Below are 25,105 nucleotides of genomic sequence, written 5' to 3'. Positions count from 1 at the left end.
GTGCTCTGACAGGAAGCCATCCTAGCTTAGATTTCGTCTAAAGTTGAGTCGGGTCACGGAATGAAGTCCGTCGACTACGACTGGCCGTATCCGTCCAGGAAGTTCCCGATCCGGGTGATCGCGTCCTTGAGATCGCCGACCGTCGGCAGGGTCACCACCCGGAAGTGGTCGGGCTCGGGCCAGTTGAAGCCCGTCCCCTGCACGACCATGATCTTTTCCTTGCGCAGCAGGTCCAGGACCATCCGCCGGTCGTCCTTGATCTTGAAGACCTGGGGGTCGAGGCGCGGGAAGAGATAGAGCGCGCCCTTCGGCCGTACACAGCTCACGCCCGGGATCTGCGTCAGCAGCTCGTGCGCGGTGTCCATCTGCTCCTTCAGCCGGCCACCCGGCAGCACCAGGTCGTTGATCGACTGGCGTCCGCTGAGCGCGGCGACCACACCGTGCTGTCCCGGCATGTTGGCGCACAGCCGCATGTTCGCCAGGATCGTCAGGCCCTCGATGTAGGAGTCGGCGTGCGCGCGTGGGCCGGAGATGGACATCCAGCCCACCCGGTACCCGGCCACCCGGTACGCCTTCGACATGCCGTTGAAGGTGAGGGTGAGCAGATCGGGGGCGACCTTCGCGGTCGGGGTGTGGGTGGCGCCGTCGTAGAGGATCTTGTCGTAGATCTCGTCGGAGCAGACCAGCAGGTTGTGCCGGCGGGCGATGTCCGTCAGCCCCTTGAGCACCGGCTCGTCGTAGACCGCGCCCGTGGGGTTGTTCGGGTTGATGATCACGATCGCCTTGGTGCGGTCGGTGACCTTGCGCTCGATGTCGGCGAGGTCGGGCGTCCAGTCCGCCTGCTCGTCACAGCGGTAGTGCACGGCCGTGCCGCCGGCGAGGGAGACGGCGGCGGTCCACAACGGGTAGTCCGGTGCCGGTACGAGGACCTCGTCGCCGTCGTCCAGCAGGCCCTGCATGGCCATCACGATCAGCTCGGAGACGCCGTTGCCGATGAAGACGTGCTCGACGTCCGTCTCGATGCCGAGGGTCTGGTTGTGCATGACGACCGCGCGCCGGGCGGCCAGCAGGCCCTTGGCGTCGCCGTAACCGTGCGCCGTGGACACGTTCCGGAGGATGTCCTCCAGGATCTCCGGCGGGCACTCGAAGCCGAAGGCGGCCGGGTTGCCGGTGTTCAGCTTGAGGATGCGGTGACCTGCCGATTCGAGCCGCATCGCCTCCTCGAGCACCGGGCCCCGGATCTCGTAACAGACGTTGGCGAGCTTGGTCGACTGGATCACCTGCATGTCCGTGAGCTTACGGCCAGGTCATGCCTCTTGGGTCGTGTTTTCCGCCACGCGAGACGAGGAGGTTTGCCCGGATTTCGCCGATGGCTGTCTCAGGGGCCACTTGCGTCCCTAGAATCCACTGCCATGTCCACCGAACGTGAGGGCGAGGCGGGGGCGTACGGTGCACAGGGGTCGGGCGGTGGCGCGGCCCAGGGGCGACCGGACGTACCCCTTGCGCGGCCGTCGTCCCCGGCTCCGCCGAACGTGTACCTCCCGCAGGCCCCGGTCCCGGCGTACGACGAGTACGCCGACCCCGCCGCCGCCCACGGCTGGCAGAACGCCTACGACGCGACCCGCGAGCTGCCTCCGGTGACCGAGCCCGCCGAACGGGTCGAGCCGGTCGAGCCGGCGGGCCGGTCCGTGCGGGACGAGGGCCCGGGGGAGGGGCGGGCCGCGCGGCGGCGTGCCGAGCGGCGCACGGGCGGCCGTCGCCGGGTGGTGGCAGGCGTGGGGGCGCTGGGGGTGGCCGGCGCGATCGCGGTGATCACCGTGCTCTCGGGCGGCTCGGACTCTCCCGCCCCGGACGGCTCCGGCTCCGCCGGCGGCGGACGCGTCGCCGTGGACGACACCACCACGGGGAGCCCCCGCCCGGACGCCGGCTCCCCGTCCGCACCCGGCATGCCCTCCTCGTCCGCCGCCCCGACGGTGAGCGCGCCCCAGCCGCACCCGACGGGCACCCCGACCCGGTCGCCCTCCACCACCCCCACGACGCCCGCCGCACCCCCGTCCACGGCAACGGCACCAACCCCGACGCCCTCCGCATCCGGTACCCCCGTGGGCCGGGGCCAGGGGCACGGCGCCGGGAAGCACCGCCACTGAGCGCAGGGAGCATGCGGGTCGGGAAACGCGTTCCCTCGACGCCTGGGCGCAAGGCATGATCACCGGCATGGCGGAAGCGATACCGGATCAGCTGGCGCGGTTGTGGGACGAGTTCAGGGCCTTGCGCTTCCCTCCGGGCTTCCACCGGCGAGAGCCCGAGGGTGAATGCATGGTGATGATGGACGCGTTGCTCGCCGGCTGTGTCTCCTCGGCCATGAACGGCCCCTTGGACGACCGGCGCCGAAACATACTGCGGGCACGCACCGCGGTCCTCGGGGAGATCCTTCCGTCCATCGGTGATGACGAGTACGCGACCCGGTACTTCACTCACCTGTACGGGACGGCCGTGCTGGCGGCCGAGCTCGACCATGCTCGAAGAGAGCCCAAGTAGCCTGCTTTGCAGGTGAGTTGTCGCACAGGGAAACCCCTACGACCCGCCCCGCCTTCTTGTTCACACCCCTCTCTCACCTTGAGAATGCGCATGACAAGCGTGAAGGCGGTCGGAAGATCTCCGGTCGCCCACGTCGTAAGAGGGGACCCCCCACATGAACAAGCCTCTCCTTGCCGTGCTCTCCTCCGTGGCCCTGGCCGGGCTGGGCGCGACCCCGGCGGTGGCCGCTCCGCACACGGCTCCGCACACCGCCAAGGCCGCCGCGGCCACCGTCGACTTCGCCGGCACCGTCTCGCTCAGCAACTGCTCCGGCTCGGTCATCCGCTTCCCCAACTCCGCGGACACCGACCCGGCGCTCGTGCTGACCAACGGCCACTGCCTGGAGACCGGCTTCCCCAGCCCGGGCGAGGTCATCACCGGCCAGTCCTCCAGCCGTAGCTTCGGCCTGCTGAACTCCGCCGGCACCAGGATCGCCACCCTCCGTGCCAACCAGGTCGTGTACTCGACCATGACGGACACGGACGTCACGATCTACCGCACCACCACCACGTACGCGGCGATCAAGAACAACTACGGCATCAGCCCGCTGACCGTGCAGGACACCCACCCGACCGCCGGCACCGCCATCAAGGTCGTCTCCGGCTACTGGAAGACGATCTACAGCTGCAGCATCGACGGCTTCGTGTACCGGCTGGAGGAGGGCGACTGGACCTGGAAGGACTCCGTCCGCTACACCTCCGCCTGCAACACCATCGGCGGCACCTCCGGCTCCCCGGTGATCGACACCGCCACCGGCAAGGTCGTGGCCGTCAACAACACCGGCAACGAGGACGGCGAGCGCTGCACCGAGAACAACCCCTGCGAGGTCGACGCGAACGGCAACGTCACCGTCCGCCAGGGCATCAACTACGCCGAGGAGACGTACAACATCCCGGCCTGCTTCACCACCGGCAACAAGCTGAACCTCAGCGCCTCCGGCTGCACCCTGCCCAAGCCGTAGGCACGGTCATACGGGCGTACGGCGCACCGCCCGCCCCGCGAGCACATCCGTCCGCTTCCCGTCCTCGATGACGAACCGGCCGTCGACCAGGACGTACGGGATCCCGGTCGGCAACCTGCGGGGCTCGGCGAAGGTGGCGCCCGGCGCCACCGTCTCCGGGTCGAAGAGCACCAGGTCGGCCCGGTAGCCCTCGCGCACCAGCCCGCGGTCCGGCAGCCTCAGCCGGGCCGCGGGCCGGGACGTGAGATGCGCGACGCACTCCTCCAGGCCCAGCACCCCCAACTCCCGTACGTAGTGGCCGAGATAGCGCGGAAAGGTGCCGTACGCGCGCGGGTGCGGCTTGGCGCCCCGCAGGATGCCGTCCGAGCCGCCGGTGTGCGCGCGGTGCCGCATGATGGCGCGGACGTTCTCCTCGTGCCCGACGTGCTGGAGGATCGTCGTCCCGAGCCGGTCCGCGAGCAGCAGGTGCCGGGCGGTCTCCCACGGCGACTCGCCGCGCGAGCGGGCCGCCTCCCGGACCGTACGGCCCACCAGACCCCCGAGGGCCGGGTCGGCGACGCCCGAGATCTCGATCGTCTCCCACTCCACCGGCACCCCGTGGCAGCCGTCCGAGCCGGTCACCTCCAGGCCCGCCCGGATCCGCTCGGCCGTCGCCGGGTCGGCGAGCCGGGCCAGGATCTCCTCCGGGCCGCTCGCACTCGCCCAGCTCGGCAGCAGCGCGGCCAGCGTGGTGCAGCCGGGGGTGTACGGATAGGTGTCCAGCGTGATGTCCGCGCCCGCGTCCAGGGCCCGGTCGAGCAGGGCGAGCAGTTCGGGCGCCCGGCCCTTGTTCACGCCGAAGTTCATCGTGGCGTGGGCCAGGTGGAGAGGGCAGCCCGCCTCCCGGGTCAGGTCCACCATCTCGGCGTAGGCCTCCAGGGCGCCGGCGCCGTAGGAGCGGTGGTGCGGGCAGTAGTAGCCGCCGTACGACGCCACCACCCGGGCGAGCTCGGTCAGTTCGGCGTCCGGGGCGTACATGCCGGGCGTGTACGTCAGCCCGGAGGACATCCCGACCGCGCCCTGTTCCATGCCCTCCGCGACCAACCGCCGCATCCGGTCCAGCTCTTCGGGGGTGGCCGCGCGGTCCTCCCAGCCGACGGCGAGCGCGCGGACCGTGCCCTGGGGGACGAGATAGGCCGCGTTCACGGCGATGCCGCGGTCCAGCCGGTCCAGGTACTCGCCGACCGACCGCCAGTCGACGTCGAGGTCGTCGCCGTACCCGTTCCACCCGGTGATCGCCCGCCGCACCTCCTCCAGCGTGCGGTCGTCCACCGGTGCGTACGACAGCCCGTCCTGGCCGAGGACCTCCAGCGTGACCCCCTGGGCGGCCTTGGCGCTGTGGTCGGGGTCGCGCAGCAGGGCGAAGTCGGAGTGGGCGTGCATGTCGATGAAGCCGGGGGAGAGGACCAGGCCCTCCGCGTCCAGCTCCCGCACGGCCCTGGGACGTTGGCAGCCCGCCGCCGCGGCCTCCTTGACGATCGAGACGATCCTGCCGTCGTCGATCACCACGTCCGCGCGGTACGACGGCTCACCGCTGCCGTCCACGACGTCCGCGTCCCGGATGACGAGCTGCTCCACGACTCCTCCCGGAGGTACGTGCTAGAAGAACGTGCGGATGTAGTCGACCACCGTCCCGTCCGCCTCGGCCACCGGGATCAGCTGCCACTTGTCGAACGACGTGCACGGATGGGACAGCCCGAGCGCGATCCAGTCACCGACCTCGACATCCGCGCCCGGTTCCGTGCGCAGCCAGATGTGCTGGTCGGACAGGGCGGTCACCTCGAGGCCGGTCGCGGGGTGCTCGGTGCCGTTCCGGCGTACCACGCGCGCCACCGGAAGGTCGAGGTCGTAGGCGGCGTCCCGCTTGCCCGCGTTGAGGAAGGCCTGGTCGGCGGAGGGGCGGGAGACGACCTGGGCCCACAGCCGGAACGCGGGCTCCAGGGCACCCTCCTCGGGCACCCGGTTGAACGGGGTGAGCCTGCGGTAGTGCACGTCGTCGTGCGAGACGTAGGCGCCGGAGCGCAGCAGCTTCAGAACGGGGCGGGAGAGGCCGGGAATCCGGGTGAAGACATCGGCGACCGCGTCGAACCACTCGCTGCCGCCGGCGCTCACCACGATCTCGTCGGCCCCGTCGAACCGCCCGGCCTTGTCGAGTTCCACGGCGAGCCCGACCAGCCGTTCCAGCCACGCACCCACCCGCTCCGGGTCGGCTCCGGGCACCTGGGCCTCGTACCCCGCCACCCCGACGAGCCGCAGCGTGTCCGTACGGGCCACGGCGTCGGCGACGGCGCGGGCGTCGGCCTCCGTGCGCACACCGGTGCGGGCCCCTTCGCCGGCGCCCAGCTCCACGACGACGTCGACGGGCCGGGCGAAGCCCTTCAGCGCCGCGTCCATCAGCTCGACACCGCGCACGGAGTCGACGTAGCAGACGAACCGGAAGTCCGGGTCGGCCGCCAGCTCGCCCGCGATCCAGTGGAGGGCGGAGGCGTCGACCAGCTCATTGGCGAGGAAGATCCGCGCTACGCCGAAGGCCCGGGCGACCCGCACCTGGTGGGGCACGGCCAGGGTGATGCCCCAGGCGCCGTGCTGGATCTGGCGGTGGAAGAGCTGCGGGGCCATGGAGGTCTTGCCGTGCGGGGCGAAGACGAGCCCGTGCCGTGCGGTGTACGTCTCCATGAGCGCCAGGTTGTGCTCCAGGCGTTCGGCGGACAGGGCGAGGACGGGGGTGGTGAAGCCGTCGGCCTCGCGGAAGAGGTTACGGCGCTGGGCGGCCAGTTCGCCGACGGTGAGGCCGTCGGCGTCGGGCGGGAGGCCCTTGAAGCGGTGGTCGACGCGTTCCTCGGCCAGCCGGGCGAGCGCTTCGGTGCGCATGGAGCCCCTCTCCTGGCCGTTGCAGCATGTGCAACGTCCATTGCGTGTGGTGCTAACGGGTGTCTAGCATCTCGCCGACACCGGGTCAACGGAGCCGCCGCCCGGGCATCGACAGGAGTCATCATCGACGACGCTGCTTACGACGCCGCCGGCGCCGGAACCGTTGCGCACGATCGTGTGGACGTCGTGGCGCTCGGCGAGTCCATGGTCACCTTCCTGCCCAGCCGCCCAGGGCGCCTCGCGGACGTGCCCTCCTTCGACCGCGCGATCGGCGGCGCCGAGTCCAACGTGGCCTGCGTGCTGGCCGCCGCCGGCCACACCGCGCGGTGGGTGAGCCGCGTGGGGGCGGACGGGTTCGGGCAGCACCTGGTGGAGGGGATCGCCGGGTGCGGCGTCGACACCAGCGCCGTACGCACCGACGCGACCCGGCCCACGGGCATCTACTTCCGCACGGCCGGCGACCGCGGCACGGGCGCGCACGAGGTGGCGTACTACCGGGCGGGTTCGGCGGCGTCCGCGATGAGCGCGGCGAACGTGGACCTGGCGGCGGCACGGGCGGGGCGGGTGCTGCATCTGTCGGGGATCACGGCGGCGCTGTCCGGTGAGTGCCGAGAGCTCATGCACGAACTGACAGCCCCTCGTAGGGGGCGCCCTCTGCTGTCCTTCGACGTGAATCACCGGCCGGGGCTGTGGCGGACGGCCGAGGGCCCACTGGTGCTGCTGGAGCTGGCTCGGCGAGCGGACGTGGTGTTCGTGGGGCAGGACGAGGCAGAGGAGGCGTGGGGTATCACGGGGGGTCCCGGGGCTGTTCGGGAGGCGTTGCCCGAACCGGGAGTGCTGGTGGTGAAGCAGGGGAAGAAGGGCGCAACGGCGTTCGAGACCGCTCCGCAGGCCCCGGCCACCTTCGAACCGGCCCTCGACGTGGACGTCGTAGCCACCACCGGCGCCGGCGACGCCTTCGCCGCCGGGTTCCTCTCCGCCACCCTCCGCGGCCTCCCCGTCAGGGACCGCCTCCGCCACGGCCACCTCTTCGCCGCCGCGGCCCTCACCACCCCCGGCGATGTGGCCCCGCCCCCCGCCCGCCACCACGCCGACCGCCTGAGCGCCCTGGACGACACCGCATGGGGGAGACTTCGACTCGGCCCCGGCTGGACGCAGGCCGAGCGGGCCACGGAGGAGGCGAACACCCCATGAGTCAGACCGTCGACCGCGCCCTGAGCATCCTGCCGCTGCTCGCCGAGGGCCCCGCAGACCTCGGCCAGGTCGCTGACCGCCTGGGCGTGCACAAGTCGACAGCCCTCCGCCTCCTGCGCACCCTGCACGAACACGGCCTGGTCTACCGCCAGTCCGACCAGCGCTACCGCCTCGGCGCCCGCCTCTTCGCCCTCGCCCAGGAGGCGATGGAGAACCTCGACGTCCGCGAGATCGCCCACCCCCACCTCGTACGGCTCAACGAGACCTGCGGGCACACCGTGCACCTCGCCGTGTACGAGGAGGGCGAGGTCCTCTACATCGACAAGGTGGAGAGCCGCTACCCGGTCCGCATGTACTCCCGGATCGGCAAGCCGGTCGCCATCACGGTCGCGGCCGTCGCGAAGCTCCTCCTCGCCGACCTCCCCGAACCCGAGCGCCGCGCCCTCGCGGACCAGCTCGACTACCCCCTGTACACGCCCCGTTCGACCCCCAACGCCCCTGCCTTCCTGCGGGAGTTGGAGCAGGTCCACGAACAGGGCTGGGCCACCGACCTCGGTGGCCACGAGGAGTCCATCAACTGCGTCGCCGCCCCCATCCGCGGCGCCGACGGCCGGGTGGTCGCCGCGATGTCGGTCTCCGCGCCGAACGTGGTCGTCACCGCCGAGGAACTCCTCACCCTGCTCCCGTTGGTGCGCCGTACGGCGGACGCGATCAGCGGGGAGTACTCCGGAAGAACCCCAGCGAAGGACCCCACCGTATGACCGAGAAGATCGCGCTCACCCCGAAGACCCACACCACCCCGCCCGCGAAGTTCTCCCACGGCGTGCGGAAGGGCAACATCCTCCAGGTCGCCGGCCAGGTCGGCTTCCTGCCCGCCGAGGAGGGTAAGCCCCCGACACCGGCCGGCCCCACCTTGCGCGAACAGACCCTCCAGACCCTCGCCAACGTCAGGGCGATCCTGGAGGAGGGCGGCGCGAGCTGGGACGACGTGATGATGATCCGCGTGTACCTGACGGATGTGGACCACTTCGCAGAGATGAATGAGATTTACGACGTGTACTTCCAGGAGCAGGGACTCACTCAGCCGGCACCCGCCCGTACGACGGTGTATGTCGGTCTCCCCAGGGGGTTGCTGATCGAGATCGATGCCCTTGCGGTACTCGACTGATTGATCGGGACTTTCCTACCTGGACAGCGAGATCCGCTGGGCGCGAGCCAACGTCGACTGGCTTGCGGTGTTTCCGGCGCAAGCGGCGCAGGCGGTGCTACCGACTCGCCGGGGGCGGGCGAAGCGTGGGGACGTACTGTCGAGTTGCTGGCGTACAGGCTCAGAGTGCGGTTGGTCCGGCAACGCCGACTCGCCTCGGTTGCCGGGAGGGCAGTCGCCAGGCAGACCTGAGTGCTGTCGAACTCCCCGGAGCGATCCAGGGAAGAGTCTCCTGCTGCGCGGGAGAGAACTGCAAAACGCTGTGTTCGTGTGAACGTGACGTGAGTGAAACCGGGGATGAGTGGGCTGACTGGTTCCGGCACAGGGAAGTCGTTCATACTGCCGCCGTGGAGCAGCGCACAGGAGCGAGCAGCAAGCCGTCGAAGGCCGAGCCGTTGAAGACCGACCCCGTGACGGGCGCCGGCTTCGACCCGGCGTTCATCCCCGGGATCACGGTCCCGGCGCCGGCGAAGTCCGACGAACCGGAGACGCCGGAGTCATCGGCGGAGCCGCAGGAAGCCGAGGCGACGACTCAGCCGGAGGAGGTCGAGGAGGTCGAGGAGGCCGACGGGACCACGGACGACGACGGGCCGGTCTTCGAGGCCTCCGACCGCCGGGCGAGGATAGTGGCCGACCGCAAGGGCGTCCGGCTCAGCCTGGACGAGGAGTCCTGCGCGTTCGCCTGGGACGAGATCGCCGCCGTCGAGACGGAGTCCCCCCGTTTCGGCAAGCGCTACACGATCACGGTCCACACCCCCGAACGCCGCTGGTACCCGATCGAGATCGAGGCGACGTCCAGGACCCGCTTCAAGGAGTGGGACGACCAGCTGGACGCGGTGCTGGACGCGTACTTCGAGGAAGGCGAGTGACAGGTCCGCCGGACCTGGCTCACCGATCACCGAATGAGGTGCCGCCGCCCGGCACCAGCTCCAGGAGATCGCGGTGCACACCTACGACGCCCAGATCACCGCGGGCGCCCCGCGGCCGCTGCCGGACGAGGTGTCACTCGACGGTGTCGAGGAGTTCCTGTCCACCTGCTGCGCGACGGGCCGCTCCTGGCGCCTCTCGCTCTCCGCCGACGGCGCCCGGGCCACCCGTGTCCCGATCGGCCTCCCTGCAACTCCATGGCGACCGGGGCGTGTTCGACCTGCTCCGCGCCTGGGAGCCGGAAGAGTAGGACGCGCGGACGACGACGCCCGGACCCCACACCGGGCCCGGGCGTCACCGCTGTTCTTGGCTCGCCTCACGGCAGCGCGTGCACATGCGCCCCCACCGGGCCGGACCACGCGTTGCCCGAAGCCGCGTCCCAGTTCGTCGACCAGGTCATCGCGCCCCGCAGGTCGGGGTAGGTCCTGGACGGCTTGAAGGAGCCGCAGTTCGTGCCGGCCGTCAGGCAGTCCAGGGCGTTGTTCACGACCGTCGGCGAGACGTAGCCGCTGCCCGCCGCACTGGTCGAGGCCGGGAGACCGAGGCCCACCTGGGAGGGGGAGAGGCCGCCCTGGAGCTGGATGCAGGCGAGGGCGGTCAGGAAGTCGACCGAGCCCTGGCTGTAGACCTTGCCGTCGCAGCCCAGCATGGAACCGCTGTTGTAGTACTGCATGTTGACGACCGTGAGGATGTCCTTCACGTTCAGGGCCGTCTGGAAGTACGAGTTCGACGTCGACTGCATGTCGATCGTCTGCGGGGCCATCGTGATGATCAGGGACGAGCCCGCCTTCGACGAGAGCGTGCGCAGCGCCTGCGTCATGTACGTCGCGTTGAGGCCGTTCTCCAGGTCGATGTCCACGCCGTCGAAGCCGTACGTCTGCATCAGGGAGTACACCGAGTTCGCGAAGTTCGTCGCCGAGGCGGAGTCGCTGATCGACACCGTGCCGTTCTGGCCGCCGATCGAGATGACGACCTTCTTGCCGGCCGCCTGCTTCGCCTTGATGTCCGCCTTGAACTGGTCGACCGTGTAGCCGCCGAGGCCCGCCGAGTCCAGGTTGAAGGTCACCGCGCCCGGCGTCGGCGTGGCGTCCGCGAAGGCCACCGCGATGATGTCGTACGACGACGGGACGTCCGACAGCTTCTGAACCGTCGCGCCGTTGTTGAAGTTCTGCCAGTAGCCCGTCACCGCGTGCTTCGGCAACGCGGCACCACCGCCTCCGCCGCCCCCGGAAGAGGACGTCGTCGCCGTCACCGCCGTCGACTTCGCCGACTCACCCGCCGCGTTCGTCGCCGTCACCTGGAAGGAGTACGACGTGGACGCCGACAGGCCGGTCAGCGTCGCCGACGTTCCCGTCACCGCCGTCACCTTCGTGCCGTCCCGGTAGACGTTGTAGCCCGTCGCTCCCGACACCGGGGACCAGGCGAGGGAGGCCGAGGACGAGGTCGTACCCGAGACCGTCAGGCCTGTCGGGGTCGCCGGGACCGTGGGGGCCGGGTCGCCGCCTCCGCCGCCGTCGGGGCCGTAGACCGAGACGTCATCGGCGTAGTAGGCCGCCTGGCCGTACCACCCGTGCGTGTACACCGTGACCGATGTCGTTGACGAGCCCGTGGTGAAGGTCGTCGACAGCTGCTTCCAGGCCGTGGTGTCGGGGGTCCAGGTCGAGACGTCCGTCGTACCCGTGCCCGTCACGCCCAGGTACGCGTAGCCGCCCTGCACCCACGCGCTCAGCGTGTACGTCGAGTTGGGCCTGACCGCGACCGCCTGGGTGCACTGGGCGTTGTCCTGGCCGGCCGGGGTCGCCTTCAGCGCGGCCGTCCCGCTGTGCACGGGGGAGGAGGCGGTCGTACCGCTGTTCGCCGTGCACGTCCAGTTGCTCAGGCCCGACTCGAAGCCCGCGTTCCTGACGTTGTTCACGTCCGCCGCGGACGCGGGTGACGCGGCGGCCAGGCCCGCCACCGAGAGGGCCAGGGCCGTGGCGGCCGACCACAGGGTGAGGCGCCGGCTGCCGGATCTGGGTATGCCTGTGTCTGGTGCGCGGTCCACGGGGGCCTCCGGGAGGGGAGTTCGACAATGAAGCCAAGTTGGTCCAGACCAATTCGGGTGTCAAGAGGTCCAGACCAAACTCGTCTCCGCGCTGCTGCTCAACCTGTCCTGTTTTGGCGGGACTTGCGCGGGACTTGTGCCAAGAGAGTTCCACGCGAGCTTCACGAACGCTGTTCTCCGGTCATACGGCCGTGGTTACAGTGCTCAGGTAGTCACGCAGTGAAGTCGTCCCGGCGTAGGGGAGTTACCCCGGACGGCCGGCGGGTGTGAAGAGCGGGGAGCTGCGCGTGCCAACTGCCATCGCCGTGACCAGTGCCGACATGGCACTGCCGGCCCAGGACGAACGGACCGTGCCCGCCGTCGTGCTGAACGGCCTCGACCAGCGGCCGCTGGAGCACGCGCTCACCGAACTCCACACCCTGATCGAGCAGTACGGGTATCTGGTCGTCGTCTGTTCCAGCGCCACCCCGGAGAGTGTCGTACGGCGGCTGTACACCCTTCGCTCGCTGCTCGAAAGCGATCGCATCGCCCTCTTCCGGCCCGAACTGCCGCCCCTCGGCATCGCCGTCCTCGCCCGGCAGCTGCGCCAGCTCGCCTCCTGCGATCTGAGCCCGGGGGTCCTCGCCTCCGCCGGGCGGCTGCTCACCCACTACCTGCACGCCGGTGCCGTGCTCGGTTCCGTCGCCAAGCTGGACCGCGTACCGGTCGGGCTCAAGGCGCACGCCAAGTCCTGGGTCCCGGGCAGCCAGTTCGCCGTGCTCGCCCATCCCGAGCCGCAGCTCGTCAAGGTCGTGCCCGGCGCCACCCTCAAGGGGCCCGAGTTCAGCACCTGGATGCTGGTCGCCAAGGGGCAGCTGCAGAGCGACTGGATCGGCGGGCTCGGCGGGCAGTGGAGTGTGCACGGGCTGCGCGAGGTCCCGCTGCCCGCCGAGTCCCCGGCCTGGTGGGGCACCGGCCGCATGGTCGAGTTCTGCGGCTACCTCGCCGATCTGTCCGTTCTGTATCAACTGGTCACCTCCGTACGGCAGACCAGCTGTCACTGGTGCGGCCTGGACGTCATCGGCGACCGCTGCGTCTTCTGCTCCGCCACCCCGCCCGTGTACGAACCCGCCGCACCCCGCGCCCTGGAACAGCGCACGCCCGCCTGACCGGGCCAGAACGTCCGTATCCCGCTCGACCGATTCCCCCAATGAGGTTGCACGGTTCATGAACTCCCGTCAGCGCCGCGGCGTGATACTGCTGATCCTGTCGGTCCTGTGCGCTCTCGGCGCGTTCGCCGGGGTGCTCTCCCTCGTCCACAACGTCAATTCCAAGGTCGGCCCGGAGGTCACCGCCTATCGGGTCCGGTCCGACGTCAAGCCGTACACCGCCCTGGACACCGGTCAGTTCGAGCAGATCAAGATGCCCAAGCGGTGGCTGTCCGACAACGCCGTCACCGATCTGCGGCAGGTCCAGGGCAAGATCGCCGTGACCACGCTGCGCGCCGGGTCCCTGCTCCAGACCGACATGATCGTCGACCAGCCCGCCCTCCAGCCCGGACAGCAGGAGGTCGCCATCATGATCGACGCGGCGACGGGGGTCGCGGGGAAGATCACTCCGGGGGCGCGGGTCAACGTGTACGCCACCTTCGCCGGGAAGAACAACGGCGCTCCCGATCAGTCGAAGATCATCGTCACCGACGCCCGGGTCCTCGACGTCGGCCGCATCACCGCCCTCGACGACAGCAGCAAGAACCAGAACCAGAACCAGCAGCAGCCCAGCGAGGCCGTCCCCATCACCTTCGCGCTGTCCACCCTCGACGCCCAGCGCATCACCTACGCCGAGTCCTTCGCCCAGCGCGTCCGGCTCGCGCTGGTGGCCCCCGGCGGCGAGACCAGCGTTCCCGACAAGGACCGCACCTACGAACTCGCGACGGACAAGTGAGAGGCGGCCCGCATGCCCACCAGGATCCTCCCGGCCGGCGCGGACCCGGACGCCGTCCGCTCCCTCGTCACCCTCCTCAGCCAGCTCCCCGACGCCGAGCCACAGCCGCCCGTCGGTGACTCCACCCAGCTCGTCGACACCCTCGCCCGTCTCGCCGCCGAGTCCGTGGACGAACTGCCCGAGGTCGTGGTCGTACACGAGCGCATCGGTCCCGTCCCCGCCCTCGAACTGATCCGCGAGGTCGCGCTCCGCTTCCCCGCCGTCGGCGTCATCCTCGTGACCACCGACGCCAGCCCCGGGCTGTTCGCCGCCGCCATGGACTCCGGCGCGCGCGGCCTGGTCGCGCTCCCGTTGTCGTACGAGGAACTCGCCAGCCGCGTCCAGGCCGTCGCCCAGTGGTCGACGGGGGTACGGCGGCACCTCGGCCACGCGGCCTCCGACGTCCTCGGCGGTGTCGGCGGTACGGTCGTCACGGTCAGCGGCGCCAAGGGGGGAGCGGGCGCCACCCTGGCCGCGATCCAGCTGGCCCTCGCCGCGCAGGCCTCCGGGCGGCCCACCGCGCTGGTCGACCTGGACCTCCAGACCGGCGACATCGCCTCCTACCTGGACATCCAGTTCCGCCGGTCCGTGGCCGACCTCGCCGCCATCACCGACATCTCCCCGCGCGTCCTCGCCGACGCCGTCTTCCGCCACGACACCGGCCTCGCCCTGCTCCTCGCCCCTGCCGAGGGCGAACGCGGCGAGGAGGTCACCGACCGCGCCGCCCGCCAGATCGTCAGCGCCCTGCGCTCCCGCTATGAGGTGGTCGTGGTGGACTGCGGCGCCCAGCTGAGCGGTGCGGGGGCGGCGGCCGTGGAGATGGCCGACATCGCGCTGCTCGTCACCACCCCGGACGTCATCGCCGTACGCGCCGCCAAACGGACCGTACGGATGTGGGACCGGCTGCAGATCCGCAAGGCCGAGGAGACGACGGTCGTCGTCAACCGGCACAGCCGCAGTGCGGAGATCCAGCCCCCGCTCGTCCAGCGCATCACCGGTACGGCGCTGGCGCGCACCGCCGTACCCGCCAATTTCAAGGAACTTCAGGCCGTCGTGGACGCGGGGCGGCTCCATGAACTGGACAGCAGGAGCACCGTGAAGCAGGCCCTGTGGGGGCTCGCCGGGGAGCTGGGGCTGGTGAAGGCCGCGGCCGAGGGGGCCCATCGCGGGAGCGGGCGTGGCGCGGTGGGATTCCGGCGGCGGAAGGAGTGAGTGCTCCATGAGGAAGCCGGACCGGGACCGGGGTCAGGTGAGCATCGAGTTCCTCGGGATGACGCCGCTGATCATTCTGACGCTGGTGCTCCTGTGGCAGGCCGTGCTCGTGGGGTACGCCTTCACGCTCGCGGGGAATGCTGCGGACGAGGGGGTGCGGGCGGGTACGGCGGCGCCTCGGGGGGAGCGGTACGGGGTGTGCCGGCAGGCCGCGCTGAAGCATCTGTCGGGGCCGTGGCAGAAGGGGGCCAGCGTGAGCGGGTGCGACCAGACCGGCTATGTGAGCGTGGACGTGGGCGTCAAGGTCCCCGTCCTCTTCCCCGGCTCCATCGACTTCCCCGTCACCGTGCACGGCCACGCCGGCGCCGTCGAGGAGGTGAAGCACTGAGATGCCGTACCGGCGCGAACGTCGAGACAGAGGCCAAGTGGCCATCGAATACCTGGGGTTCATCCCCGTCCTGCTGATCGTCGGGCTGGCCGGCATCCAGATCGGTGCCGTCGCCTACGCGGCCGAGCAGGCCGGTACGGCGGCCCGGGCGGGGGCGCGGGCCGCGTCCCTGCGGCAGGACGCCCAGCAGGCGTGCGCCGGAGCCGTCAGCAGCGGGATCACGGTGAGCTGCGCGGCCGGGGGCGGCGGCGACTCCGTGACCGTCACGGCCACCGTGCACATCCCGAAGATCGTCTGGGACTTCGGCGACGCCACCAGGACCGCCACCATGCCCCTCGACCACTGACCGAGGAGAAGCGAACCCATGAGCCTGCGGGCACGCATCAGCACTCCGGAGGAGCACGGCAGCCGGGGCGAGGACGGGCATCTGGTCGCCTCCTACCGGGCCAAGCTGCTGGAGGAGATCGACCTCGCGGAGATGAGTTCGCTGGCCGCCGCCGAGCGCCGGGCGCGGCTCGAGCGGGTGCTCGGACACATCATCAGCCGTGAGGGCCCGGTGCTGTCGACGGTCGAGCGCTCGCAGCTGATCCGCCGGGTGGTGGACGAGGCGCTGGGCCTCGGCATCCTGGAGCCGCTGCTGGAGGACGCGTCGATCACCGAGATCATGGTGAACGGTCCGGACGCGATCTTCGTCGAGCGCGGCGGCCGCGTGGAACAGCTGCCGCTCCGCTTCGTCTCCGCCGATCAGCTCATGCAGACGATCGAACGGATCGTCTCGACGGTCAACCGCCGGGTGGACGAGTCGAATCCGATGGTCGACGCCCGCCTGCCCTCCGGCGAGCGCGTCAACGTCATCATCCCGCCGCTGTCCCTGTCCGGCCCGATCCTCACCATCCGCCGCTTCCCCCGCTCCTTCACCCTCCAGGAGCTGATCTCCTTCGGCTCGCTGGACGAGCACATGGTGTATCTGCTGGCCGGCCTGGTGCAGGCGAAGTTCAACATCATCGTCTCGGGCGCCACGGGCACCGGCAAGACGACCCTGCTGAACGCCCTCTCGGGGCTCATCCCGTCCCACGAACGCATCGTCACCATCGAGGACTCCGCCGAACTCCAGCTCCAGCAGACCCACGTGGTCCGCCTGGAGTCCCGCCCGCCGAACGTCGAGGGCAAGGGCCAGGTCACCATCCGCGACCTGGTCCGCAACTCCCTGCGGATGCGCCCCGACCGGATCGTGGTCGGTGAGGTCCGTGGCGGCGAGTCCCTCGACATGCTCCAGGCGATGTCGACGGGCCACGACGGCTCCCTCGCCACGGTCCACGCGAACAGCGCCGAGGACGCGCTGACCCGGCTCCAGACCCTCGCCTCCATGTCCGACGTCGAGGTCCCCTTCGTAGCCCTGCACGACCAGATCAACAGCGCCGTCGACGTCATCGTCCAGCTCACCCGGTTCGCCGACGGCGCCCGCCGCATCACCGAGATCGCCCTGCTCGACAGCCACGGCGGGGAGCCGTACCGGCTGGCGACCGTGGCCCGCTTCGACGCGCGGCCCATGACTCCCGACGGCCGCGTGTACGGCACCTTCGCGTACTTCCCGCTCCCGCGCCGCACCGCCGACCGCCTCTACATGGCGAGCCAGCCCGTCCCGCAGGCCTTCGGCGTCGCCCGTACGGCGGACCAGCTCGCCACCCGAGAAGCCAGGTAGGACCAAGGACCATGGAACTCCACACCCTCGTCCAGCTCACCACCGGTGTGACGCTGCTGGCCTGCGTCCTGGCGGTGGCCGGGCTGCACGCCTACGCCTCGGGCCGGGCCCAGCGCGCCGCCCTCGTGGACCGCCTCACGCACACGGGCCCGGTACCCGCGTACGGCGGCCGCAGGCGCCGCTTCCGCGACCTGGACCGGCGACTGCGCCGTACCCGCTTCGGCCGCCGGCTGGAACTCCGGCTGGCCGCGACGGGGTTGGACGTCACCCCGGGCGAGTTCTTCGTCTACATGCTCGCCACGGTCGCCGCGCTCTGGCTGATCGGCCAGGCCACCCTCGCCCCCTTCTTCGGCCCGCTCGCGGGTCTGCTCGGCATCGGGGCGGCCGTCCAGTTCCTCAACTGGCAGCGCCAGAAACGCATCGAGCGCTTCATCAACCAACTCCCCGAACTGGCCCGCATCCTGGCCAACGCTACCCAGGCCGGGCTCGCCCTGCGCACCGCGATCGGCATGGCGGCGGAGGAGCTGGAGGCCCCGGCGGGCGAGGAACTGGCCAAGGTGGCCGACCAGTTGGCGATCGGCCAGTCACTGGACGACGCGCTGGGCGAGCTGGCCGGCCGTCTGCCGTCCCGCGAGCTGGTCGTCCTGGTCACGACCCTGGTCCTCTCGAACCGGGCGGGCGGCCAAGTCGTGTCGGCCCTCCGCAACCTGACGGAGACGCTGGAGGAGCGCAAGGAGACGAGACGCGAGATCCGCACCCAGCTCTCCCAGGTGACGATGACGTCGTACGCCGTCCCCGTCCTCGGCATCGGCGCGCTGTTCCTGATGAACGGCGTCAAGAGCGGAGCGCTGGCGCGCATGACCGGCTCACCGATCGGCCAGGCGTGCGTGGTCATCGCGTTCGGGATGTACGTGGTCGGCTTCGTCCTGATCCGGCGCCTGAGCCGCATCGACGTGTGAGGGGGCTGGGACCTCATGGCATTCCTGCTCGCCCTGCTGATGGGCCTCGGCGTCTGGGGCGCCTTCACCGGCATCCGCATGTACCGCGCGGACGCCAGACTCCCCGGCGACCTCGCCGTCGCCCTGGAGGTCGGCGCCACCCGCACCGGCGCGGTCGGCTCGGTCATCGACCGCATGGGCATGCGCTACGCCCCCGCCGTGCTGCGCCTGATGGGGCCGCGCCTGGTCGCCAAGTACCGCCGCAGGATCGACCTCGCGGGCAACCCGGGCGGCCTGACCATCGACCGCTACGCGGCCCGGCGGGCGGTCTACGGCGCGCTGGGCATCGTGGGCTGTGTGGTGTTCCTGCTGCGGGGCCAGTGGTTCGTGGCGCTGCTCCTGCTGCTCTTCGGGGCGTTCTGGACGGAGGTCGGCATCTGGTCGGCGATCCGGGTCCGCAAGGACGTCATCGAGCGCACCCTGCCGGACTTCCTGGACGTGCTCGCGGTCGTCGTCAGCGCCGGGCTCGGCTTCCGGCAGGCCCTGGACCGGGTGGCCTCCCACTACGAGGGCCCCTGGGCCGACGAACTCCGCATCACACTGCGCCAGATGGACCTCGGCATGAGCCGCCGCCAGGCCTTCGCGGAGCTACGGCGGCGCAACGACTCCGAGCAGGTGGCGATGTTCGTGACGGCACTGCAGCAGGGGGAGGAGCTGGGCGCGCCCATCGTGGACACCCTGGTGTCCCTGGCCAAGGACATGCGCCGCACCGACGCCCAGAACGCCCGCCGCAAGGCCGCCCGCGCGGTACCGAAGGCCACGCTGATGATCACCACGTTCATGGTCCCGGCCACGATGCTGCTGCTGGGCGCGGGCCTGATCCTGGGCTCCGGAGTGGACTTCGGCTCGCTCACGGGAAAGTGAGGCGGGGGTGACGGTGGCCGGGGTGACGGGACGGAGCGGGGGGTCCGCGGGTGGCTGGCTGAGGGGGGCTGCTGGGCGGGTCGTGCGACGGGTCGGCACGCGAGGTGCGGCTGACAGGGCAGCCGAAGTCCCGGCGCCGTCGGAGAAGATCCAGGTCAGCGCGTTGCAGGCGATGTGCCGGCAGGTCTTCGGCTTCCGCCTGGCCATGATCGCCCTCGCCGCCCCCGCCGCCCTGCTCCACGCGGCCCCCGGCCTGGGCGTCCGCCTGGTCGGCGTGGCCGTGGTGGTCACCTTCATGGTGTCCTACGTCCTCTTCCGCGACTGGGAACGCTTCGGCCCCCTCCTCCTGCGCCACCCCAGCCTTCTGGCCGCGGACACCCTCTTCGGCTCGCTGTTGCTGATCTCGGCAGGCCCGGACACCACCCTCGCCTACGTGAGCGTCTGCACTCCCTTGCTGGCAGGCCTGGCATACAGCTGGCGGGGCGCGGCCGGCTTCGCCTCGCTCCAGTCCCTGATCCTGCTGCTGGTCCACGCCACCCTGAAGGGCGACCGCCACGCACCGGTCGCCGAAGCGCTCCTCCTCCCCGGCCTGTGCGTCATCTCCGGCGCCATGGGCTCGACCCTGCGCAACCTGATGCTCCGCTTCGGCGCCGCGACCCAGGCCCTGACGACGGCCCAGGCGCGCCTCGCGGCGGCGGAGGCGGTGAGCGCGGAACGCGCCCGGCTGGCCCGGGAGATGCACGACTCCGTGGCCAAGACCCTGTACGGCGTGGCCCTGGCGGCGGACGGCCTGGCGGCCACGGCCTCGGCCGAGGCTCCCGACCCGGCCAGGATCAGGGACCAGGCCGACCTGGTGTCCCGCTCGGCGCGCAGGGCTGCGGCGGAGTCGCGGGAGCTGCTGCGGGACCTGCGCCGGGACGGCGTGCAGGAGCTGCCTCTCTGGCCCGAACTGCACGCGTGCATAAAGGACTTCACAAAACGTACGTCGTTGAGGGTGACGTGCTCGTTCCCGCAGCTGGACCCCCCCTCCCCGCTGGCCCGCCACCTCCTGTCCATCACGACGGAGGCGCTGGAGAACGCTCACCGGCACGCGTCCGCGACCCATGTGGAGGTACGCGCGGCGGTCCACGGCGATCTGCTGCGCCTGACGATCCAGGACGACGGCCGGGGCCTGCCGCCGGACACCACGCTCGAACGGCTCCGCGCGTCCGGCCACTTCGGTCTGCTGGGCATGGTGGAGCGGGCGGCGCAGGCGGGCGCCAGGATCCGTATCGGCCGGGGTGGCCGGGAACGGGGCACGGAGGTACGCGTGGACGTACCGCTACGAGCATGGCAGGCCTGAGAGGAGGCACCCATGGACCACTTCCCGTCGCGCGAACCCGCCGCCCCGCCGCTGCGGCTGCTGGTGGCCGACGACAACCCCGTGGTCCGGGCGGGCCTGACGGCCCTGCTGTCCGGGCGTCCCGACACGACGGTGGTGGCGGAGGCGGCGGACGGCCGCGAGGCGTACGAGGCGGCCGTACGACACCGCCCGGACGTCATCCTCCTCGACGTCCGCATGCCCGGAGTCGACGGAATCTCGGCATTGCCGCACCTGGTACGGCTGGCCCCGGTCATGATGCTCACCTACAGCCACGAGACGGAGACCGTGCGGGAGGCGTTGCGGCTGGGGGCGGGGGGATATCTGGTGCACGGGGAGTTCACCACGGAGCAGCTGGTGCGGGCCGTGCGGGACGTACGGGAGGGGCGGCCGCATGTGACGCCGGGGGCGGCGGAGGCGTTGCTGTCGTTTCTCCTTACAAGTGCACCTGCACATACTGAACCTCAACCTCCGCCAATTTTAAGCGAAATTCCGCCCCAGAAGCTTTCGCATCTGCAATCATCCATGGGACAGTCACTCCAGGACCGGTCCCGGTACCGGCTGAGTGCGAGGGAGGCGGAGATCATGGACCTCATCGCGTCCGGCATGACCAACCAGCAGATCGCCGCCGCCTGCTTCATCTCCGAGAAGACGGTCAAGAACCACATCAACCGCATCTTCGCCAAACTCCACAGCACCACCAGATCCCAGGCCGCGGCGAAGTGGCTGGGGGTGGCGTGACATGGGGGCGTACGGGGATTGGGCCTGGAGTTGGGTCCTGGGGCCCTTCGGCGACCGTGGCGTCCGGCCGTACGGTGCCCGGATCGGAGGCGAAGCTGGAGGGGAAAACCGTGAGCAAATGGTTCAACACCACCGTCGCATACCTGCAGACCCGCGCCACACGCAGCGACCGGGGGCAGACCGCGGTGGAGTACCTCGGCATCATCGCGGTGGTCGTGGCGATCGTGTTGGCGATCACGGGTACGAGCATCGGGCAGACGATCTTCGATGCGATCACGAACAAGATTTCCCAGGTCACCGGCGGCTGATCTCTCCGCGTAGCGACGCAGGGCAGGCCTTCCCCATCTACCTCACGGTGGTGGCGGGCCTGCTCTTTCTCGCGTTGGCCTACCTCGCGGTCGGCCAGGCCTCGGTGAACCGGAGCGGAGCGCAGACGGCCGCGGACGCGGCGGCCCTCGCCGCGGCCCAGAACACGCGTGACCAGCTGGGAGGCGCGTGGGTGCGAGTCCTGCTGGACCCGAAGAAGTGGCAGGACATCTTCGACGGCAGGACGGGGATCGACAACCCGAACGCCCCGTGCGGCCGGGCCGGGGAGCTCGCCGCGCAGAACGACGCGCAGCTGAGCGCCTGTTTCTCCCCGGAGTTGTTGAAGTACCGGGCCGATGTGGAGACGAACAAGTCCGTCGGCCGGTCCGTCGTACCCGGGACGGAGAACGTCAGGTCGAAGGCGCACGCCATCGCCGAGATCGATCCCCTGTGCACGTTCAAGCTCCCCGGCGCGGGTGCCAAAGGCACCGATCTGCCGCAACTGACCTGCAAGGACAAGGTCTGGGACCTGAAGCCGGACGACCCGTCAGGACTTCCGAAGCCGAACGACCTCTTCGATGTCCACCTGGCCGACTGACAGTGGAACGACGATGAAAAGGGAAGCGGAGCGATGAGCATTCGGTTCACTGCGAAGGCCCGCAGGGGGATGGCCGCATGGGCTCTCGTGGCTGGTCTGGCCGTCGGTGTCGCCGGTTGCGGTGGAAGCGGCGGTGACGCCAAGAAGCCGGACAGCTCGCCGTCCGCCACCAGGACGAGCGGTTCCGTCCCGAGTGCCCAGGAGGGTCAGTCGGACCAGCCGCTGGCCGAGGTGAGGGGGTCGAACGGCCTGACCCTCCAGATCCTCTCCGCGCAACGGGACTCGGGCGGGTTCGTCACGGTCAACGGCACGATGAAGAACGACGGGGCACAGACCGTGGCGATCCCCTCCGCCCTGAGCGGCAACGAAACCGAGATCATCAAGAACGGCAGGTCTCTGGGCGGGGCCACGCTGGTCGATTCGCAGGGCAAGAAGCGGTACTACGTGCTGCGGGACACCGACGGCCGCCCGCTGACCACCACCGGCTTCTCGACCCTCAAGGCCGGCGACACCCTGGCGGTGTTCATGCAGTTCCCGGCACCTCCCGCGAACACGTCCGAGGTGGAGTTCCAGCTGCCGACGTTCACCTCCGCCACCATCAAGATCTCCGGGTGAGGCAGCAGTGACCATCACCCGCCTAGCGCTCACGCTCACGGCCACCACGGTCCTGCTGGCCACCACCACCGCGGCCCGGGCGGACGACACGGACCCCAGCCAGCCCCCCGACACCGCCCCCTCCGCCACCGCCCCCGTGAAGATCGACCCCACCTCCCCGAACCTCAAACTCCCCGAAGGCGCCACCCTCGCCCCACCCAAGGTGCTGGACATCAAGTCGGTCGTGGAGGACCAGAGCGGGGACGAACGCCGGGAGGACACCAACGCGGACGTCACCTTCGCGCTCCAGGCCGAGGTCCTGTTCAGCAAGGACAGCGCCAAGCTCAGCGACGAGGCGAAGGCCCGGATCGCCACCATCGCCCAGGAGATCGAGAACCAGCACGCCACCCAGATCCGGGTCTTCGGCTTCACCGACAACCTCGGCTCCACGGCCCACGGCGCCGTCCTGTCCAAACAACGCGCCAACGCTGTCCAGACCGTCCTGGACCAGGACCTGAACGACCCGAACGTCACCTTCGAGGTCCGCGGCTACGGCGAACAGTTCCCGATCGCCGACAACTCCACGGAGGAGGGCAGGAGGAAGAACCGGCGGGTGGAGGTGTCCTTCCCCCGAAGCAAGTAGCCCGGTCAAGGCTGTGCAGCCCGCTGCGTTGAGTGCGTGGATCTGCCGTCGATTACTCAACAGCGCTGGGTTCGGTGCCGCCATGGCGGCGGAGGTAGGCCAGGACGGCGCGGACCCGGCGGTGGCCGCTGTCTCCGGCCGACAGGCCGAGTTTGAGGAAGACGCTGCCGATGTGTTTGTGGACGGCGTTGTCGGTGACGAAAAGCCGCTGGGCGATGGTGGCGTTGTCGTGCCCTTCGGCCATCAGAGCCAGGACCTCGCGTTCGCGCGGGGTGAGGGCGTCGACGGGATCGCCGCGGACGGCGAGCAGCTGGGCGATGACCTCGGGGTCCATGGCGGTACCGCCGACGGCCACGCGGTGCAGTGCATCGGTGAACTCCGCGATGCGGCTCACCCGGTCCTTGAGCAGATAGCCGATGCCGCCGCGGGTGTCGGAGAGGAGGCGGCCGGCGTATTCCTGCTCGACGTACTGGGACAGGACCAGGACGGGAAGTCCGGGGCGGTCGCGGCGAGCCCGGAGGGCGGCGCGGATACCCTCGTCGCGGAAGGTCGGGGGCAGCCGCACGTCGACGATGGTGACGTCCGGGCGGTGGGTCTCGACGGCGGCGAGGAAGCCGGGGGCGTCCTCCGCGATCGCGGCGACCTCGAAGCCCTGGGAGCCCAGCAGGAGTTCGAGTCCGGAGGACAGCAGAACGTTGTCCTCGGCGATGACTACACGCACGGCAGCTCCACGGTGATGGTGGTCGGCCCGCCCGGCGGGCTGCTGATCTTCATGGTGCCGTCCAGGGCGGCGGCGCGGCGGCGCATTCCGTCCAGGCCGCTGCCTCGGGATGCGTCCGCCCCGCCGGTCCCGTCGTCGGTGATCTCCGCGGACAGCATCGCGCCGTTGCGGGTGACGTGGACGGCGGCCTTGGTGGCGCGGCTGTGCCGGGCGATGTTCGCCAGCGCCTCGGTGACGGCGAAGTAGGCGACCGCTTCGACCGCGGCGGGGACCTCACCGAGGTCGCCGATGTCGATACGGGTCGGTACGCCGGCCCTGTCGGCCAGGGTGCCGAGCGCGCCGACGAGGCCCTGGTCGGCCAGGACCGGCGGGTAGATGGTGCGGATGACGGAGCGCAGCTCGGTCATGGCCTCCTCGGTCTCGGCCTGGGCCTGCCGTACGAGCGCGGCGGCCGCGTCCGGGTCCTGGGGAAGGCTCTCCCCGGCCACGGCAAGCCGTATGGCGATGGCCACCAGCCGGGCCTGGGTGCCGTCGTGCAGGTCGCGTTCGATCCGGCGGAGTTCCGCGCCGTGCGCCTGAAGGACGTCTGCCCGCGTCCGGGTGAGCTCGGTGACGCGCGCGGCCAGTTGTTCCGCGGGAGACGGTGCCAGGACTGCCAGGCAGCACCGCGCGTGCAGCCGGGCGAGCGGCGGCAGGGCGATGGCCGACAGCGCCGCAAGGAGCAGGAGTTGCGCCAGGTTGATCGTCAGCGCGGAGGCCCAGCTGTTGATGCGGACACCGAGCAGCAGCAGCCGTGGCGGATCCGACGTGGGAAAGGCCCACCATCCCACGGTGACGACGAGGGTGAGGAGCAGGTTGCCCAGGCACAGCAGGGCGAGTGTGCCCGCGGGCAGCCCGGTGGCCACCTGCGTCACGAGCCACGCGAGGTCGCGGCGCAGGGCGCGCGGGCGCGGCTCCACCGGTCGGCCCAGCACCGCCCCGGCGCGCCGGCGGTGGCGCTCCGCCCAGGGAGCCGCCAGCGACGGTACGCACAGCAGTGGCGCCGCCACGAGCGTCACCGTCGCGGTCATCAGGGTGCCGAGCAGGTAGCGTCCGCTGCGCCCGGTCCGGACCAACCGTGCGCGAGCCTCGCCGATCACGCCGTGCACGGGTTCGCCCTCGTCTGTCGTACGGGACCGGGAGCGGCCCTCGGACGC

27 protein-coding genes and 1 pseudogene are annotated in these 25,105 nt (G+C 70.7%); 22 read left to right on the top strand and 6 right to left on the bottom strand.

Annotation, left to right across the window (positions count from 1 at the left end; all coding sequences use genetic code 11):
• Positions 1-74: 74 nt before the first annotated feature.
• Positions 75-1,286 carry a pyridoxal phosphate-dependent aminotransferase gene (locus ACH47Z_RS15760; RefSeq protein WP_399073812.1) on the bottom strand — a complete coding sequence of 404 codons (1,212 nt, stop codon included), beginning with the start codon at positions 1,284-1,286 and terminating at the stop codon, positions 75-77.
• Positions 1,287-1,412: 126 nt separating this feature from the next.
• Between ACH47Z_RS15760 and ACH47Z_RS15755 the strand changes: the two genes are divergently transcribed.
• From ACH47Z_RS15755 to ACH47Z_RS15745, 3 genes are all read left to right on the top strand, one after another.
• Positions 1,413-2,147 carry a hypothetical protein gene (locus ACH47Z_RS15755; protein WP_399073811.1) on the top strand — a complete coding sequence of 245 codons (735 nt, stop codon included), beginning with the start codon at positions 1,413-1,415 and terminating at the stop codon, positions 2,145-2,147.
• Positions 2,148-2,214: 67 nt separating this feature from the next.
• Positions 2,215-2,538: a hypothetical protein gene (locus tag ACH47Z_RS15750; protein WP_399073810.1), complete on the top strand. Its 324-nt coding sequence runs from the start codon at positions 2,215-2,217 to the stop codon at positions 2,536-2,538.
• Positions 2,539-2,692: 154 nt separating this feature from the next.
• Positions 2,693-3,538: a trypsin-like serine peptidase gene (locus ACH47Z_RS15745; RefSeq protein WP_399073809.1), complete on the top strand. Its 846-nt coding sequence runs from the start codon at positions 2,693-2,695 to the stop codon at positions 3,536-3,538.
• A 6-nt stretch (positions 3,539-3,544) separates the two neighbouring features.
• Here the strand turns inward: ACH47Z_RS15745 and ACH47Z_RS15740 are convergent, their stop codons facing one another.
• Entirely contained in the window at positions 3,545-5,155 is a 1,611-nt protein-coding gene (locus tag ACH47Z_RS15740) for an amidohydrolase family protein (protein ID WP_399073808.1), read from the bottom strand.
• A 21-nt stretch (positions 5,156-5,176) separates the two neighbouring features.
• Positions 5,177-6,448, bottom strand: a complete 1,272-nt coding sequence (locus ACH47Z_RS15735) for an alanine racemase (RefSeq protein WP_399073807.1) — start codon at positions 6,446-6,448, stop codon at positions 5,177-5,179.
• 204 nt (positions 6,449-6,652) lie between these two features.
• Between ACH47Z_RS15735 and ACH47Z_RS15730 the strand changes: the two genes are divergently transcribed.
• The 5 genes and pseudogenes from ACH47Z_RS15730 to ACH47Z_RS15710 all read left to right on the top strand — a co-directional run.
• Positions 6,653-7,642 carry a sugar kinase gene (locus tag ACH47Z_RS15730; RefSeq protein WP_399074218.1) on the top strand — a complete coding sequence of 330 codons (990 nt, stop codon included), beginning with the start codon at positions 6,653-6,655 and terminating at the stop codon, positions 7,640-7,642.
• Entirely contained in the window at positions 7,639-8,403 is a 765-nt protein-coding gene (locus ACH47Z_RS15725) for an IclR family transcriptional regulator (protein WP_399073806.1), read from the top strand. The genes ACH47Z_RS15730 and ACH47Z_RS15725 overlap by 4 nt, the downstream gene beginning before the upstream one ends.
• Positions 8,400-8,810: a RidA family protein gene (locus ACH47Z_RS15720; RefSeq protein WP_399073805.1), complete on the top strand. Its 411-nt coding sequence runs from the start codon at positions 8,400-8,402 to the stop codon at positions 8,808-8,810. Before ACH47Z_RS15725 ends, ACH47Z_RS15720 begins: the two co-directional genes overlap by 4 nt.
• Positions 8,811-9,196: 386 nt before the next feature.
• A complete protein-coding gene (locus tag ACH47Z_RS15715) occupies positions 9,197-9,718 on the top strand; it encodes a hypothetical protein (RefSeq protein ID WP_399073804.1) in 522 nt (173 codons plus the stop codon).
• A gap of 37 nt (positions 9,719-9,755) precedes the next feature.
• Positions 9,756-10,026: pseudogene (locus tag ACH47Z_RS15710) on the top strand (hypothetical protein); the annotation flags it as partial.
• Between the two features lie 66 nt (positions 10,027-10,092).
• Here ACH47Z_RS15710 and ACH47Z_RS15705 read toward each other — a convergent pair.
• Positions 10,093-11,820, bottom strand: coding sequence for a chitinase (locus tag ACH47Z_RS15705; RefSeq protein WP_399073803.1), 1,728 nt, complete (start codon positions 11,818-11,820; stop codon positions 10,093-10,095).
• A gap of 320 nt (positions 11,821-12,140) precedes the next feature.
• Between ACH47Z_RS15705 and ACH47Z_RS15700 the strand changes: the two genes are divergently transcribed.
• The 14 genes from ACH47Z_RS15700 (at position 12,141) to ACH47Z_RS15635 (ending at position 23,188) form a co-directional block, all read left to right on the top strand.
• Entirely contained in the window at positions 12,141-12,968 is an 828-nt protein-coding gene (locus ACH47Z_RS15700) for a hypothetical protein (RefSeq protein WP_399074216.1), read from the top strand.
• A gap of 58 nt (positions 12,969-13,026) precedes the next feature.
• The gene (cpaB, locus tag ACH47Z_RS15695) at positions 13,027-13,743 is read left to right on the top strand and encodes a Flp pilus assembly protein CpaB (protein WP_399073802.1); all 717 of its coding nucleotides are present in this window, start codon (positions 13,027-13,029) and stop codon (positions 13,741-13,743) included.
• 12 nt (positions 13,744-13,755) lie between these two features.
• Entirely contained in the window at positions 13,756-14,994 is a 1,239-nt protein-coding gene (locus ACH47Z_RS15690; RefSeq protein ID WP_399073801.1) for a P-loop NTPase, read from the top strand.
• Positions 14,995-15,001: 7 nt separating this feature from the next.
• Positions 15,002-15,382 (top strand): TadE family protein, encoded by a 381-nt coding sequence (locus ACH47Z_RS15685; protein WP_399073800.1) that lies wholly within the window; start codon positions 15,002-15,004, stop codon positions 15,380-15,382.
• A 1-nt stretch (position 15,383) separates the two neighbouring features.
• The gene (locus ACH47Z_RS15680) at positions 15,384-15,728 is read left to right on the top strand and encodes a TadE/TadG family type IV pilus assembly protein (RefSeq protein ID WP_399073799.1); all 345 of its coding nucleotides are present in this window, start codon (positions 15,384-15,386) and stop codon (positions 15,726-15,728) included.
• Positions 15,729-15,746: 18 nt separating this feature from the next.
• The gene (locus tag ACH47Z_RS15675) at positions 15,747-17,084 is read left to right on the top strand and encodes a CpaF family protein (protein WP_399073798.1); all 1,338 of its coding nucleotides are present in this window, start codon (positions 15,747-15,749) and stop codon (positions 17,082-17,084) included.
• A gap of 11 nt (positions 17,085-17,095) precedes the next feature.
• On the top strand, positions 17,096-18,043 hold the full coding sequence (locus ACH47Z_RS15670) for a type II secretion system F family protein (protein WP_399073797.1): 948 nt from the start codon (positions 17,096-17,098) through the stop codon (positions 18,041-18,043).
• Positions 18,044-18,058: 15 nt separating this feature from the next.
• The gene (locus ACH47Z_RS15665; RefSeq protein WP_399073796.1) at positions 18,059-18,946 is read left to right on the top strand and encodes a DUF5936 domain-containing protein; all 888 of its coding nucleotides are present in this window, start codon (positions 18,059-18,061) and stop codon (positions 18,944-18,946) included.
• A gap of 172 nt (positions 18,947-19,118) precedes the next feature.
• Complete coding sequence (locus ACH47Z_RS15660; RefSeq protein ID WP_399073795.1) at positions 19,119-20,288, top strand: sensor histidine kinase; 1,170 nt, start codon at positions 19,119-19,121, stop codon at positions 20,286-20,288.
• Between the two features lie 12 nt (positions 20,289-20,300).
• Positions 20,301-21,047: a response regulator gene (locus ACH47Z_RS15655; protein WP_399073794.1), complete on the top strand. Its 747-nt coding sequence runs from the start codon at positions 20,301-20,303 to the stop codon at positions 21,045-21,047.
• Between the two features lie 110 nt (positions 21,048-21,157).
• Positions 21,158-21,355, top strand: coding sequence for a Flp family type IVb pilin (locus ACH47Z_RS15650; protein ID WP_399074214.1), 198 nt, complete (start codon positions 21,158-21,160; stop codon positions 21,353-21,355).
• The gene (locus tag ACH47Z_RS15645) at positions 21,352-21,951 is read left to right on the top strand and encodes a pilus assembly protein TadG-related protein (protein ID WP_399074212.1); all 600 of its coding nucleotides are present in this window, start codon (positions 21,352-21,354) and stop codon (positions 21,949-21,951) included. Before ACH47Z_RS15650 ends, ACH47Z_RS15645 begins: the two co-directional genes overlap by 4 nt.
• 33 nt (positions 21,952-21,984) lie before the next feature.
• The gene (locus tag ACH47Z_RS15640; RefSeq protein ID WP_399073793.1) at positions 21,985-22,566 is read left to right on the top strand and encodes a hypothetical protein; all 582 of its coding nucleotides are present in this window, start codon (positions 21,985-21,987) and stop codon (positions 22,564-22,566) included.
• Positions 22,567-22,579: 13 nt separating this feature from the next.
• Positions 22,580-23,188: an OmpA family protein gene (locus tag ACH47Z_RS15635; RefSeq protein ID WP_399074210.1), complete on the top strand. Its 609-nt coding sequence runs from the start codon at positions 22,580-22,582 to the stop codon at positions 23,186-23,188.
• A 52-nt stretch (positions 23,189-23,240) separates the two neighbouring features.
• Here ACH47Z_RS15635 and ACH47Z_RS15630 read toward each other — a convergent pair whose 3' ends face one another.
• Both ACH47Z_RS15630 and ACH47Z_RS15625 read right to left on the bottom strand, forming a co-directional pair.
• Positions 23,241-23,909, bottom strand: coding sequence for a response regulator (locus tag ACH47Z_RS15630; RefSeq protein WP_399073792.1), 669 nt, complete (start codon positions 23,907-23,909; stop codon positions 23,241-23,243).
• Entirely contained in the window at positions 23,900-25,057 is a 1,158-nt protein-coding gene (locus ACH47Z_RS15625) for a sensor histidine kinase (RefSeq protein WP_399073791.1), read from the bottom strand. Before ACH47Z_RS15625 ends, ACH47Z_RS15630 begins: the two co-directional genes overlap by 10 nt.
• Positions 25,058-25,105: the final 48 nt, after the last annotated feature.

The organism is Streptomyces sp. NPDC020192, from assembly GCF_044388685.1.
Lineage (GTDB): Bacteria > Actinomycetota > Actinomycetes > Streptomycetales > Streptomycetaceae > Streptomyces.
This window is presented reverse-complemented; position numbering and strand designations above follow the sequence as displayed.

What these genes read in the sequence shown, in the direction of transcription:
- ACH47Z_RS15760 (WP_399073812.1), bottom strand. Translation starts at nt 1,286, where the DNA reads ATGCAGGTGATCCAGTCGACCAAGCTCGCCAACGTCTGTTACGAGATC.
- ACH47Z_RS15755 (WP_399073811.1), top strand. Translation starts at nt 1,413, where the DNA reads ATGTCCACCGAACGTGAGGGCGAGGCGGGGGCGTACGGTGCACAGGGG.
- ACH47Z_RS15750 (WP_399073810.1), top strand. Translation starts at nt 2,215, where the DNA reads ATGGCGGAAGCGATACCGGATCAGCTGGCGCGGTTGTGGGACGAGTTC.
- ACH47Z_RS15745 (WP_399073809.1), top strand. Translation starts at nt 2,693, where the DNA reads ATGAACAAGCCTCTCCTTGCCGTGCTCTCCTCCGTGGCCCTGGCCGGG.
- ACH47Z_RS15735 (WP_399073807.1), bottom strand. Translation starts at nt 6,448, where the DNA reads ATGCGCACCGAAGCGCTCGCCCGGCTGGCCGAGGAACGCGTCGACCAC.
- ACH47Z_RS15730 (WP_399074218.1), top strand. Translation starts at nt 6,653, where the DNA reads ATGGTCACCTTCCTGCCCAGCCGCCCAGGGCGCCTCGCGGACGTGCCC.
- ACH47Z_RS15725 (WP_399073806.1), top strand. Translation starts at nt 7,639, where the DNA reads ATGAGTCAGACCGTCGACCGCGCCCTGAGCATCCTGCCGCTGCTCGCC.
- ACH47Z_RS15720 (WP_399073805.1), top strand. Translation starts at nt 8,400, where the DNA reads ATGACCGAGAAGATCGCGCTCACCCCGAAGACCCACACCACCCCGCCC.
- ACH47Z_RS15700 (WP_399074216.1), top strand. Translation starts at nt 12,141, where the DNA reads ATGGCACTGCCGGCCCAGGACGAACGGACCGTGCCCGCCGTCGTGCTG.
- cpaB (WP_399073802.1), top strand. Translation starts at nt 13,027, where the DNA reads ATGAACTCCCGTCAGCGCCGCGGCGTGATACTGCTGATCCTGTCGGTC.
- ACH47Z_RS15690 (WP_399073801.1), top strand. Translation starts at nt 13,756, where the DNA reads ATGCCCACCAGGATCCTCCCGGCCGGCGCGGACCCGGACGCCGTCCGC.
- ACH47Z_RS15685 (WP_399073800.1), top strand. Translation starts at nt 15,002, where the DNA reads ATGAGGAAGCCGGACCGGGACCGGGGTCAGGTGAGCATCGAGTTCCTC.
- ACH47Z_RS15680 (WP_399073799.1), top strand. Translation starts at nt 15,384, where the DNA reads ATGCCGTACCGGCGCGAACGTCGAGACAGAGGCCAAGTGGCCATCGAA.
- ACH47Z_RS15675 (WP_399073798.1), top strand. Translation starts at nt 15,747, where the DNA reads ATGAGCCTGCGGGCACGCATCAGCACTCCGGAGGAGCACGGCAGCCGG.
- ACH47Z_RS15670 (WP_399073797.1), top strand. Translation starts at nt 17,096, where the DNA reads ATGGAACTCCACACCCTCGTCCAGCTCACCACCGGTGTGACGCTGCTG.
- ACH47Z_RS15665 (WP_399073796.1), top strand. Translation starts at nt 18,059, where the DNA reads ATGGCATTCCTGCTCGCCCTGCTGATGGGCCTCGGCGTCTGGGGCGCC.
- ACH47Z_RS15660 (WP_399073795.1), top strand. Translation starts at nt 19,119, where the DNA reads ATGTGCCGGCAGGTCTTCGGCTTCCGCCTGGCCATGATCGCCCTCGCC.
- ACH47Z_RS15655 (WP_399073794.1), top strand. Translation starts at nt 20,301, where the DNA reads ATGGACCACTTCCCGTCGCGCGAACCCGCCGCCCCGCCGCTGCGGCTG.
- ACH47Z_RS15640 (WP_399073793.1), top strand. Translation starts at nt 21,985, where the DNA reads ATGAGCATTCGGTTCACTGCGAAGGCCCGCAGGGGGATGGCCGCATGG.